Here is a 12676-nt window from a genome sequence, read left to right as displayed (position 1 = left end):
TTTAAATTAGCTTTTTTGTTTGTAAGCCGCAATGGTTTTGTATTTTTCTCTTTTGTAAATTTTTTCAATTTGAAGGAACACCCAGTTTCTCATTGCAAAACCAATTACTCCCGCAAGAGCAACAAGGCCCAAACCTAATTCTTGTCCGCCAAAATATTTCCCCAAACCATACAAAAGCAAAGGCAAAACTAATTTTGGAATAGAGAGCAACATCGTGTTGACATTGAATGCTTTTTTGTCACCAAAGGCGCCTTGACTTTGCGTTAAATCGATTGGCGTTTTCGTAAAAGCCCCTCCTAAGAGCACCAAATGAGAATTGATACCAATATTATAAATCGCACCAGCCACAATAGTCAAATACACTTGCCACCCGAAATAAAGATAGAAACTAGCCAAAATCGTAGAAGCAAAAGTTGCTATGACAATTAACCACCATTTGGAATTCAGATAGCCACGATACGGAATATTTTGCGTCATCATCAATTGGTAATACGAACTGTCCCAACTCGGTACAAATTGACCAAATGTGAATAAAAACCCACCCGAAACAAAAATCCCAGCGAAAATATACATCACTTGTGGATGTGTTGGATTGCCAAAAAAAATCAATCCATAAAACAAAAACAGCACACTCATAAGAACCGTTGTTTTGGAACGTTTGTTTCTTTTAATTAATTTAATGTCATTCTTCAAGAAAGTTCCCAAAGTACCAAATTGATTCAACCAAGTCAAATCTTCTGTCTTAGCAATTTCACCTTTTACAGCCAAACCAGCATCGAGATACAATTCGTTTTTGAAATAAACAAAGGTATAATAGTACAACAATCCTAAGATTACAAGCAGAATACCAAACACCCCTGGTGAATGAAATAAAGCCTCAAAAAATGGAGCACTGTACACCGTTACATCAAAATAACCGTAATATTGTAATCCACCAAGCACTGCAACAATAGCAAGAAAAATTCCAAACAATTGATCTTTATTACTCAATATAATATTCAAAAAATTATTGATGTACACCAAAGCAAAAACACCCAAATGCCAATACACTACAGATGCCACATCATACCCTTCATAAATCAAAACGACACTTAAAGGAATAAAAAGAAAAGCGTGCAAAATATTGAAAAAAGACAAGGCTGTCTTTCCTAGAGAAAAATGTACAATCGTAGGTCGTTTAATCGGTAATACCAATAAAGGACGAATGTTGAGCACAGGGATTTTTTGAAGCATTAATCGAAAAGCCAAATCAAATAGAAAATAGTAGACCAAAAATTTATTGATAGTTACCAATGGGTCTAAATTCATTTTCTTAAGGCCGTAAAAACCGCCAACTCCTAGCGCTAAAAACAACAAGGTGAAATAAGCAATCAAAAAGCCCATTAAAATTCTCATCGCCAAGCTTGTTCCAAAGGAAGCTGAACGCAAAAAGGCTTTCCACTCGAGGTAAATAAAACGTAAAAACATAGTTATTTGGGTTTAGTTGAAGAGTAAGTAAACAAAAAATATAAAACGTTACAGATCAGATAAAAATTTTAATCAAAAAAACCTTTGGTCACCATACTAAATAGTTTATTACTTTTGTAAAAAAAATCAAATTATGCCTTCCTTTTTAAAACTCCTTATCAAAGAAGTAAAACGCGAAACGAAAGATGCCGTTTCCATACTTTTTAATGTCCCAGAAGAACTTACCTCTAATTATACTTTTACCGCAGGACAATACCTAAACTTGCGTTTAACCCTAGACAATCAAGAGATTCGCAGAGCCTATTCTATTTGTGCTGCTCCTGAAAGTGGGGAATTGCGCATTGCTGTAAAAGCTGTAAAAAATGGACTGTTTTCTCAATTTGCCACTAGCCGATTAAAAGCGGGAGACGTACTCGAAGTAGGACAACCCGAAGGGAAATTCACCTTCACACCTGATGCCGAGCGTCAAAGAAACTACGCCGCTTTTGTAGCAGGTAGCGGAATTACTCCTGTAATTTCTATCTTAAAATCGGTATTAAAAAGCGAACCAAAAAGTTCCTTTGTCTTGGTTTACGGTAATAAAACACCTGAGGAAACCATCTTTCATCAAGAATTACACGACTTGCAATTGCAATATGTTGGACGTCTTTTTGTACATTATGTTTACAGCAAAGTACACGCTGGAGAAGGCTTTTTTGGACGAATTGACAAATCGGTTGTGAATGCTGTACTTACGCAAAAACACGCCGCTTTGAATTTTGACAAATACTTTTTGTGTGGTCCCGAAGAAATGATTACTACTGTTTCTAATATCTTGAAAGAGAAAAATGTAAAAGAATCCGCCATTAAATTTGAATTGTTTACTTCTTCTACGCAAGAAAAAACCATTGCTACAGCTGTAGATGGTCACACTACTATTACCGTATTGGTAGACGACGAAGAAACCACTTTCGAAATGTCGGCCAAACAAACCCTACTCGAAGCGACTCTTAAACAAGGTATCGATGCTCCTTATTCTTGCCAAGGCGGAATTTGCAGCAGCTGTTTATGTCGTATCACCGAAGGTACAGCCGAAATGAAGAAAAATTCTATTCTTTCTGATGATGAAATTGCCGAAGGTTTAATTCTAAGTTGTCAAGCTTATCCAACTTCAGCGACACTTCGTGTTGATTTTGATGATGTGTAAGGTAAAATTCCAAAATAAAAATTCCAAATACCAATAATTACATAATAAACGAAAACTTCTCTGAAAAGGGAAGTTTTTTGGTTTACAAAAGTTTCATCACTGCTACAATCCCATTCACTATTCTTGATATCCTTGATACTATAACTTTATAGATATTGCCTACTTGAGTCTTTCTCTTGGCATTTAGCAAGGACTGCTTGAGTTCCGTAAAGAGGGCTTCGAAGGATAAATTGAAAACAAAAAAGTCGGAAGAAAAATCTCCCGACCATGACAACTACATTAAGAGGTTATGTTTTATATGATTTTTAAATCCGCCATAACTTTAAATTCTCCTTCTGTCAATTGATTTGACACATTTGCTCCCCAATTCATTCCTGTTGGCATGTACAGCCAAAGTATCTCATTTGTTTCACAATCTACAATTATTTTAAAATATACGATCGTAGAAAGCTGTACTACCATCATATTTGACTTAACAATTCCGTAAGGAGCAGTATATAAAACAGCGCAATTTTTAGATTTGTTCACGAGTGCATCATTTAATTCAGATTCTGGAACAAATTTTAAATCACCACCGTAATTTTTTATTGCTGCATCTTTTGTTCTACCCTTGGCCAGCATATTATCCTCAACCAACAATGTTTTTCCTTTTAATTTTGACACATTTTCTTTAGCTATTTTTTCAGCATATTTGTCAAAATTTAAAACTTTTTTATTAGCAATAATCCAATCCACATTCGCTTGTAAAAGAGATAAAGTGTATTTGTAGTCAGCTTCTGATAAAGATTTATCATTATTTAAATGTCTTGATGGTAGATAAATCTTAGAATCTGTTTTAACAATATTACTTTCAATTCTTGTAAATGCAATTGCGGGAACATTTTGATTTGTTTTAAGTCCCCAATAACCATTATCATTTAATTGAACTAGTCTTAAAACAGCATACGATTTATTCTTTGCTTTTTGTAGCGTTTCAATTTCGGTAGCGGTTTTAAATTCCATTTTGTCAGTGTAAATCCAATATTTTTGGGCAAAAACTTTAAAATCTCTGTTAAAATCAACTATAAATTTTTTGTAATCTTCTAATTCTTCCGCCTTTTTTGGTTTACTCAATTTCTTTAAAACATCTGGATCTTCTTCTAAAACTTCAACAAGTAAAGGCCTGGTTTTTAATTGTTTCAACTCTTCAGGATCTCCATAAAAATTAGCATTTATCTGAGCTTTTGAAACTACAGAAGTGAATAGAAATAAATACAATACGATTCTTTTCATACATTTTGTTATTAGGTTAATTTGAATTCAAAGTTAAAAAAATTAACAAATTAATTTGTATTAAAATTTATATTTTGCTTTTTAGATTTGTTATCAGTAGTAATACCGCTGTTTTAGTCCTACATGATTGAAATTCAGATTAATAAAATAACTAGTTTTTTAAAGTCTGATGTAATTTGACAATATCCTGATTGCGTAAAATTATTAACCTTACCGCCCCTCTCTGAAGTATGCACCCAAAAGCTGTGCTAATGTTTCTTCTGAGTCTTTGCAAATATTTTTGTAGTAAGCTTCCAATAAAAAAAATTTAACAATGTCAATTCCTGTTAGGAGATCAAAGTCCAAACTTCAAAAATAGTAGTTACTGTTCATTAGTATATACAAAAAAGATATACTTTTGTGTTATAAATTTAAAGCAGATGAAAACAGTATCCTTAAAAATTGACGATTCCATCTTCGGAGAAACTGAAAAAATTCTTTCTAAGATTAGTATGCCAAGAAATAGATACATCAACGACGCTATTGCACATTACAACAAGATTCAAAAAAGACAACTTTTAGAAAAAAAACTAAAAACAGAATCCGCCTTAGTAAAAAATGACTCGCTAAATGTATTGAAGGAATTCGAAAAAATAGACTATGCAGATTAATCAATACGAAATTTGGATCGCTGACTTGAATCCTAAAATAGGAACTGAAGCTGGAAAAACAAGACCCGTTCTAATTGTTCAGACCAATTTGTTGAACAACATTTCACATCCTTCTACAGTTATTTGTCCTCTGACAACAAATGTCCAAGAAGATTCCGATATTTTAAGAGTGCATTTAAAGAAAGGAATGGCAAATTTAAAAGAGAATTGCGATGTAATGATAGATCAAATAAGAGCAATTGACAACAAAAGATTGGTAAAAAAAGTGGGGGTAGTGCCAACAAATTTGATAGCTAAAATTAAAGAAAACATAGCCATAATTATTGACTTAGAATAAAACAGCATTGCCAAATTTTCCTAAAATCGGCTGTGAATAACAACAAAAAACTTTAAATCTTCATAGTATGAAATCCATACAAGACATTTTTAAAAACAAAGACTATCTTTTGGACGAGCCTGAAGTAGAAGAATTGATGGACTATTGCGAGGCTTTGCAAGATGAAATTGTGGAATTCAAATTTAAAAAAACCAACAATGGATAATTTTGATGAATATTTACGGCAAGGTGAACCAAACAAAGCAGAAAAAGCAAAAGTATGGAAAACCGCTATCGGCTTGCAACAAGTTGATGGACTAAAACCGTCTGACTATCTCATAACCATTGCTAAACAAAACATTGATGGCGATATTACCATTGAGGAAGTAAAACAACGCATAGACAGTTATTACATACAGCATCCTGTAAAAAATGACTCCAACAAAAATCAGGATAGAACCGAAGAAGCCGATAAAGTTTCGGCACGTATTGCAGAAATGCTAGGCGAAAAAACATTTACCTTTTCGCCTGCTGAATATCTTAGCATTCATCGCAGGTTGTTTCAAGGCATTTACAACTTCGCAGGGAAAATTCGGGATTATAATATTACAAAACAAGAATGGATTTTAGATGGAGAAACGGTTTTATACGCAAGTGCCGAAAGTTTAGAGGCTACGTTTGAATACGATATTGAACAAGAAAAAAAATTTAGTTTCAGTGGTTTAAGTCAACAGGAAATTATAGAACATTTAGCCCAGTTTATTTCCTACTTGTGGCAAATTCACCTTTTTGGAGAAGGCAACACAAGAACAACGGCTATTTTTTTAATAAAATATCTTCGCAAATTGGGTTTTAAAGAAGCAAACAACGATTTGTTTGCCGAGCATTCGTGGTATTTTCGAAATGCGTTAGTGCGAGCCAATTACGAAGATATATCCAAAGGAATATACAGAACAGAAAAATACCTTATTCGCTTTCTTTCCAATTTACTTCTAAAAGAAAACCACTCACTAAAAAACCGAGAACTGCATGTTCATTACGTTACACCTGTAAATGAACCTGTAAAATTAGAAATTGACACTGTAAAATTAGAAATTGACACTGTATTTGACACTGTATTTGATTTGATAAGGCATAATAACAACATAACAGCCACAGAAATCAGCGAACTTTTGAAGATAAGTTTAAGTACTACAAAACGAAAAATAAAAGAGCTTAAAGAACAAAAAAAAATAGAACGCAGCGGAAGCGACAAAACGGGCAATTGGAAAATTATTGAACCATAAACGTAAATCCCAATAATTGAAAATAATTTTTGAAATAGAAATTACCATTGTATATGAAATCCATACGAGACATTTTTAAAAACAAAGACTATCTTCTAGACGAGCCCGAAGTATTAGAATTGATGGACTATTGCGAGGCCTTGCAAGATGAAATTGTGGAGTTCAAATTTCAACAAGCCAAGAACAAAGAATTAGCGATGCTCGATATGCTTAAAGAAGTGCTCAAAGGTTGCAACGCTATCGAAAAAGAACAAATGGAACACGAGCGTTTTGGCTACGAAGCGCCGAATTATCAAGCCACTATTTCGAATTTGAAAAGCTATATTCTTGAACGCTGTCGAGACGAGAAGATTTATTTATAATTAAAATCCAAATTCATCAAATCACAATAAAAAAATTCCAAATTCCAAAAATTAAACAGTAAATAAAAACTTCTCTGAAAAGGGAAGTTTTTTGGTTTAAATGTGGGTGGTTATCTATAACATTAAAGTCATAGTTTGTAATACAAATATTGTTTTTATATTTGTTAAATAATGCACTGCAAACTAGCAACTTTATAATAGTTCAAAGCCAGAATAATAAAATTTTATGAAAGAAGAAGAAATTAGCGAAGAGATATTTAATACTATTTTATGAAACGGTTGGACTGAGATATCTGCTTTTGATAATATAAGTTATTCTAAAGTTGTAATTGCTCTTAAAGGTAAAGGATATTTAGTTACTCCTCATATAAATACAAATATCTACGAACTTAGTAAAACTGGTGAAGAAGTTTTAGAAGCTGGAGGATGGAAATCATATAACTTAAGCAAAACAAGAGAGAAAGAAATTGTAGATAAAACAAAATTTTATGAATATAAAATATCCAAATTTAAATATTATACTCTTTGGCCAGCACTATTTTTAGGCGTTATTGGAGGTATTTATAGCATAGTAGAAATGGCAAAATCGTTTTCAGAAAAACCTAAAACTGAATACACAAAAGAATCACAAAAATTGCAAATTCCTTCACAATCTTCAAAAGATTCGATGTACCTTAATTCTAAAAAAGGCGATACAATTACTCTCAATTGAACTGGCTTTGTGCCATTTATATACTAATTTCGAAATAAGTAAAAACAAAAAAAACAACTCTAAAAAATAATTTATGATTTTAGATTTTATTATTATTTGCGCAAAGTTTGTTGGATTTCTAATATTGTTAAAATTTATAATGGTTTTATTAATATTATCAATAGAAATGTTTTTCAAAAGAAAAGAAATACCCTTATATAAATCAAATTTTTATACATATTCTAGGATAATTTTACAAATTGCAAATTTCATTTTACATGTATTGCTTTATGCATATTTAGTTAAAACATTTGGGGCTTTCTATGGCACAGAAATATTATCAAGAAAACAATTATTATTCTTGTTTATCCCTTTGTTAATTGGGATATCATTAATGATTGCTATTGCAAAAGAATCGGATCGAAAATTTAAACCAGATTTCTCAAATCAAAATATTACTAATTCTGTTTCTGCCTTTATAGATTCTGGGCTACTAACCTTAGTAGTATTACAACTCATTTTATTATTTTTCCCTAGTACCATAAAATATGTAGCGAGTTTTTATTATTTGTTCTTATAATTTTAAAAATTTAGACCCCACAAAAAGTTGATTTAATTATTTGCAAGAAAAATAATATATTTGATAAATAATAAAGTCTGACAACAGTAAGACCTATATCTTAGTTACTAGCAATATTAAAGATAACTATGACTAAAGAAGAAGAAATAGAAATTGTACATGGTAGAGGAACTCATGTTGTCATTTTGGGTGCTGGCGCATCTTATGCTTCAACTTTAAAAACACCAGAAAAAAACGGAAAAAGATTACCGTTGATGAAAAATATTGTTGACATTGTTGGTTTAAATGATGTTGTAAATAACTTACCTAAAGAATATCAAATTTTAAAAGAAGATTTCGAAAAGCTTTACTGTAAAATATCGAAACTATCTGAATTTGAAGAAGAAAAAATAGTCATTGAAAAAGCAGTATATTCATATTTTAACGAACTTGATTTACCTGATGAACCGACTATATATGACTATTTAATTTTATCATTAAGACATAGAAAAGATATAATTGCAACTTTTAATTGGGATCCTTTTTTATATAAAGCATATGTCCGAAATAGTGAATTTATTGATAGCCCTGGAATTTTGTTTTTACATGGTTGTGTTTCAATTGGTTTTGATAAATCTACCGGTTGGTCTGGTCCTGCAGGTTGGTATTCAAAAAAAACTCAACAACTATTTGAACCTACTAAATTACTTTATCCAGTAGAAAGTAAAGATTATAATTCTGATGATTTTATCAAAGGTCAATGGGGTGCTCTTTCTGAAAAATTGAAAATCGCTGAAAGAGTAACTATTTTTGGTTATTCAGCGCCAGTGTCAGACGTTGAAGCAATTGATTTACTTCAAAAAGCTTGGGGTAACGTTGAGCAAAGAACAATGGAAGAATTCGAATTAATTGATGTTAGAAAAGAAGATGAAGTTAGAAAATCTTGGGATATATTTATTCATTCACATCATTATCATTATGCAACTAATTATTTTGATTCCTCTTTAGCTTTACATCCAAGAAGAACAGTTGAAAGTTATCATCATTGGGCATTGCCAATGAGTCCAAATGAGGCTTTCCAAGACGGAAATCAAATTCCTGATAATTTTACATCATTAGAACAACTTTGGGATTGGCACAGACCTTTAGTAGAAGCTGAAAAGAAATTTTATAATGAATAATAAAATACTGCTGGTAATAATTACAAGAAAGCTGGAAAATTGGTTTAATTTGAAAATAGTATGTATTGATACATTAACATAAAAAGGTTGAAATTTTACACAGTAAATAAAAGAGAATAGAAAAAAATTCCAAATTCCAAACTAAATACTGTTGGAATTTGGAATTTTATTTTTTGGAATTTATTTAAAATTTAGCCACAATCTCTTCTGGCACAATCGTTCGCATAGCGTCTTCATAGCCTGCTACTTTTTTATTGCCATATACCGAAGTGGGTAACTTTGGAAACAAATTTCGATCAGCCACCAAGGCGTTTTCTATAGGTTGATTAAAAGGTGAAAAACCAGCATAAGGATGGGTGGCTCCCCAAAGTGTAATGACTTTTACGCCCAACATGGCGGCAATATGTGCATTGCCAGAATCCATAGACAACATTACATCAAGATTACTAATCAATTGCAGTTCTTGTGTAAACTTGATTTTCCCTGCCATGTTTACCACATTTTTATAGGGTTTTGCCATGGAATCTAGTATTTCGGCTTCTTTTTTTCCTCCGCCAAAAAGTAAAATGGTTTGCTCTGGATTCCCTGCTAATTTTGCGATGACTTCTTGCATTAAATCCAAAGGATAAACCTTAGATTCATATTGTGCAAAAGGAGCTATTCCAATCAATTTTTGATTTGGATTCCCAATGATTTTCAAAATTTCATCTGATAAAACTGCTTTTTCAGGAAAGATAGGATTGGATACATCTAAAGTAAAACCCAGTGCTTCAAAAACTTGGCAATGTCTTTCAAACATCGTCATCAAAGGTTTGAACATCTTATTTTCAGGACGCGTTAGGGCTTTTTTTTCTGCTCTACCTTTATCTACCGCTACCACTTTTTTACCTGTCAACCTAAAAAGGGTACGCACAACCTGTGAACGAAGCACATTGTGTAAATCCACAAAAGCATCTATTTTCAGTGAATCCAACTCTCGAAAAAGACGTACTAGTCCCAAAAATCCTTTGTGTTTTACTTTTTCGTCAAAAGCAAAAAAAGTAAGATTTGGAATGCCATCAAAAAAAGGTTGAAAAAAAGGTCGAGAGACCATCGTGATTTTTACCTTGGGATATTGCTGAGCAAAGGCGCGAATTACGGGAACGGTCATCGCTACGTCTCCCATAGCCGAAAGTCGGATAATCGCGATATGTTGAATTTTTTTTGACAATAGAACTACGGCATTAAAAAACCATTAAGAAATTAAGTTCATAAAGCATTGCTAAATTTTCTTAATTCCTTAATGGTTCAATTATTTTGTTTTACTTTTTATTCTGATATAAAACGGGGTTCAAATCATCGTCGTTGTACATTTTCATTTGTTTGTACACTTTCATGAATTTGTCACCGTTTTCAATATCATGCAACAAATCATCGATGGCTGTAGACAAATCGGTTCTTTGTTCTAGAAGAATATTTAACTTGGTTTGACAATTGTCTCTGTGTTCTTGAGAAGCTTCAGCACGAGTGGCTTCTTCGTTCATATGATAAATTTTCAAAGCCAAGATGGATAAACGATCAAACGCCCAAGCTGGACTTTCAGAATTGATTTTTGCTGAATCTTTTACCGCTACACCGCTGTATTTTTGAAGAAAATAACTATCGATGTATTCTACCATATCGGTACGTTCTTGATTGGAGGCATCGATTTTTCTTTTCAAGGTCAAAGCTGCTACTGGATCGATATTCGGATCACGGATGATGTCTTCATAATGCCATTGTACCGTATCTATCCAGTTTTTTAGATATAATAAATGTTCAAACTTTTCTTTAGGAAAAGGATTTTTTATCGGTTGATCCACACTATCAAATTCATGATAATCTTTGATGCTTTGCTCGAATACGGAATACGCTAATTTTGAAAACATATTTTTAAAATTTAAAAGACAAAGATACTTTTTATACTTTTATACCATAAAAAATATCAATAAAATTCAAATCCAAATTCGAATCTCATGCAAATCCATAATTTATCAGAATCCGATAGTGTGTTAAATCATTTTTTGGCACAAATTAGAGCGGTCGATGTCCAAAAAGACAGCATGCGTTTTCGCCGTAACATAGAACGAATTGGAGAAATTATGGCGTATGAAATGAGTAAAATTTTTCCCTATGAAGCCGTAACTATCAAGACGCCTTTGGGAACAAAATCTACCACAAGTAGTAAAGATGCTACGGTTATTTGTTCGATATTGAGAGCAGGGTTAACCTTGCATCAAGGTTTTTTAAACTATTTTGATGCGGCTGAAAACGGTTTTATTTCTGCGTATCGTCATCATCCCAATAATGATGATTACTTTGATATTTTAGTGGAATACCAAGCGATTGCGGATATTGAAGGCAAAAACCTATTATTGGTTGACCCCATGTTGGCAACCGGACAATCAATCGTGGCTGTCTATAACAAAATAATTGAGAACAAAAAACCTGCCTCCGTACACATTGCAGTAGTTATCGCTGCGCCAGAAGGAATTGCTTACTTAAAAGAACATTTGCCCAACACTTGCCACCTTTGGATTGCAGCCATCGACGAGAAATTAAACGAAAAAAGCTATATCGTTCCTGGACTAGGCGATGCCGGAGATTTGGCTTACGGTCCTAAACTATAATTGAGAAAAGAAAGTAAAGAGACTACAAAGAATCAATACGCCTAAAATTAATTCTTGTTTAATTTTTTGCGGATACACTTCGAGCGCATTGTTGGCCATGATAGCCATAGGAGCAAAAGAAAACAATAATAACGAGTTGCTTTTGTTAGGTGAAAGAAGAAAAACAGTCAAAGCAATCAGAAAAAAAGCCATTACTTTCTTGTAAGAACTATGTAATAATTGAGGCTTGCTTTTGTAAGAAAAAATCATTATGATTAGAAAAAAAAGCGCAATAGTAACCCACAGGGCAAAAGCCCAATTTTGATAATTGTTAGTAAAATAATCTAACGATAACTCCACATATAATTGATCAAGCCAAAATTCTTGGAAAGTGGTGGTTTCAAAAGTTAAGAAAACTAAAAATCCTATGGTTACAACCACCAATGCGATTAAAGGCAAAAACCAATTTCGGTAATCATTGGAAACATGAAAAAGAATCGATATAAACACCAAAACTAAAAATAATATACACCAAGGCTGAAGAATTGAGGCCACTAAAATCCAAAGAGAGGCATCAAATATTTTTTCTTTTGAAGCCTTTAACGATTGTAAAGAAAGTAAACGCCTTAGTGCTAAAAGCAGCAATAAGTTAATCACAATTAGCTTAAAATCATCTAATAAAGAAGGGACAAAAAGAAGAAACAAAAAGAAAAAAAACACCACATAAGTACTGTCTTTGCTCAATCCATTTTTTTTAGACACAAAGTTAACAATAAAAAGAGTGGCTATTAAAAGCAAAAAAACAAGCCCCTTTTGAATCATTAAAAATAATGAATTCACCACTTTCCATTCTTGAAATTGATACAATAAAAAGAAAAACAACATTAAAATGACTACTAACGAATAATTTAATGGTGTAGATTTTTTAAAAACACTTGTAATCATAAGGATATTTTATACTTTTGTGACTGTAAATATAATACTTGTTTAAAAAAGGAAAGACGCTAACGACCAAAGATTATTTTATTTTTGAGAACTAAGCTTTTTTCAGACCACCAAAACCTAAATACAACACTAAT

General features: G+C 32.3%; 14 protein-coding genes. 9 read left to right on the top strand and 5 right to left on the bottom strand.

Features of this window, described 5'->3' with window-relative positions:
* Positions 1 to 6: 6 nt before the first annotated feature.
* The gene (locus ACSVH7_RS02955) at positions 7 to 1467 is read right to left on the bottom strand and encodes a DUF5687 family protein (RefSeq protein ID WP_438065201.1); all 1461 of its coding nucleotides are present in this window, start codon (positions 1465 to 1467) and stop codon (positions 7 to 9) included.
* 133 nt (positions 1468 to 1600) lie between these two features.
* On the opposite strand from ACSVH7_RS02955, the gene ACSVH7_RS02950 reads away from it, so the two are divergent.
* Positions 1601 to 2653 carry a 2Fe-2S iron-sulfur cluster-binding protein gene (locus tag ACSVH7_RS02950; RefSeq protein WP_438065200.1) on the top strand — a complete coding sequence of 351 codons (1053 nt, stop codon included), beginning with the start codon at positions 1601 to 1603 and terminating at the stop codon, positions 2651 to 2653.
* Positions 2654 to 2947: 294 nt separating this feature from the next.
* Here the strand turns inward: ACSVH7_RS02950 and ACSVH7_RS02945 are convergent, their stop codons facing one another.
* Positions 2948 to 3925, bottom strand: a complete 978-nt coding sequence (locus tag ACSVH7_RS02945) for a hypothetical protein (RefSeq protein WP_438065199.1) — start codon at positions 3923 to 3925, stop codon at positions 2948 to 2950.
* 419 nt (positions 3926 to 4344) lie between these two features.
* Between ACSVH7_RS02945 and ACSVH7_RS02940 the strand changes: the two genes are divergently transcribed.
* From ACSVH7_RS02940 to ACSVH7_RS02910, 7 genes are all read left to right on the top strand, one after another.
* A complete protein-coding gene (locus ACSVH7_RS02940) occupies positions 4345 to 4575 on the top strand; it encodes a hypothetical protein (RefSeq protein ID WP_438065198.1) in 231 nt (76 codons plus the stop codon).
* Positions 4565 to 4912: a type II toxin-antitoxin system PemK/MazF family toxin gene (locus ACSVH7_RS02935; protein ID WP_438065197.1), complete on the top strand. Its 348-nt coding sequence runs from the start codon at positions 4565 to 4567 to the stop codon at positions 4910 to 4912. The genes ACSVH7_RS02940 and ACSVH7_RS02935 overlap by 11 nt, the downstream gene beginning before the upstream one ends.
* A gap of 67 nt (positions 4913 to 4979) precedes the next feature.
* The gene (locus ACSVH7_RS02930; RefSeq protein WP_438065196.1) at positions 4980 to 5117 is read left to right on the top strand and encodes a hypothetical protein; all 138 of its coding nucleotides are present in this window, start codon (positions 4980 to 4982) and stop codon (positions 5115 to 5117) included.
* On the top strand, positions 5110 to 6177 hold the full coding sequence (locus tag ACSVH7_RS02925; RefSeq protein WP_438065195.1) for a Fic family protein: 1068 nt from the start codon (positions 5110 to 5112) through the stop codon (positions 6175 to 6177). Before ACSVH7_RS02930 ends, ACSVH7_RS02925 begins: the two co-directional genes overlap by 8 nt.
* Before the next feature lie 53 nt (positions 6178 to 6230).
* Positions 6231 to 6539: a hypothetical protein gene (locus tag ACSVH7_RS02920; protein WP_438065194.1), complete on the top strand. Its 309-nt coding sequence runs from the start codon at positions 6231 to 6233 to the stop codon at positions 6537 to 6539.
* Positions 6540 to 7324: 785 nt separating this feature from the next.
* Complete coding sequence (locus ACSVH7_RS02915) at positions 7325 to 7810, top strand: hypothetical protein (RefSeq protein ID WP_438065193.1); 486 nt, start codon at positions 7325 to 7327, stop codon at positions 7808 to 7810.
* 128 nt (positions 7811 to 7938) lie between these two features.
* On the top strand, positions 7939 to 8970 hold the full coding sequence (locus tag ACSVH7_RS02910; RefSeq protein ID WP_438065192.1) for a hypothetical protein: 1032 nt from the start codon (positions 7939 to 7941) through the stop codon (positions 8968 to 8970).
* A gap of 184 nt (positions 8971 to 9154) precedes the next feature.
* On the opposite strand, the gene ACSVH7_RS02905 is transcribed toward ACSVH7_RS02910, so the two are convergent.
* Positions 9155 to 10135, bottom strand: a complete 981-nt coding sequence (locus ACSVH7_RS02905) for a glycosyltransferase family 9 protein (RefSeq protein ID WP_438065432.1) — start codon at positions 10133 to 10135, stop codon at positions 9155 to 9157.
* A gap of 136 nt (positions 10136 to 10271) precedes the next feature.
* Positions 10272 to 10877 carry a DUF4254 domain-containing protein gene (locus ACSVH7_RS02900; RefSeq protein ID WP_438065191.1) on the bottom strand — a complete coding sequence of 202 codons (606 nt, stop codon included), beginning with the start codon at positions 10875 to 10877 and terminating at the stop codon, positions 10272 to 10274.
* Between the two features lie 87 nt (positions 10878 to 10964).
* Between ACSVH7_RS02900 and upp the strand changes: the two genes are divergently transcribed.
* The gene (gene upp / locus ACSVH7_RS02895) at positions 10965 to 11618 is read left to right on the top strand and encodes a uracil phosphoribosyltransferase (protein ID WP_438065190.1); all 654 of its coding nucleotides are present in this window, start codon (positions 10965 to 10967) and stop codon (positions 11616 to 11618) included.
* Here upp and ACSVH7_RS02890 read toward each other — a convergent pair.
* Positions 11613 to 12542: a DUF6427 family protein gene (locus tag ACSVH7_RS02890; RefSeq protein WP_438065189.1), complete on the bottom strand. Its 930-nt coding sequence runs from the start codon at positions 12540 to 12542 to the stop codon at positions 11613 to 11615. The two genes, upp and ACSVH7_RS02890, sit on opposite strands and share 6 nt — an antisense overlap.
* Between the last annotated feature and the right edge of the window lie 134 nt (positions 12543 to 12676).

The sequence above is a fragment of the Flavobacterium sp. TSSA_36 genome (assembly GCF_051547165.1).
Classification (GTDB): Bacteria; Bacteroidota; Bacteroidia; order Flavobacteriales; family Flavobacteriaceae; genus Flavobacterium.
This window is presented reverse-complemented; position numbering and strand designations above follow the sequence as displayed.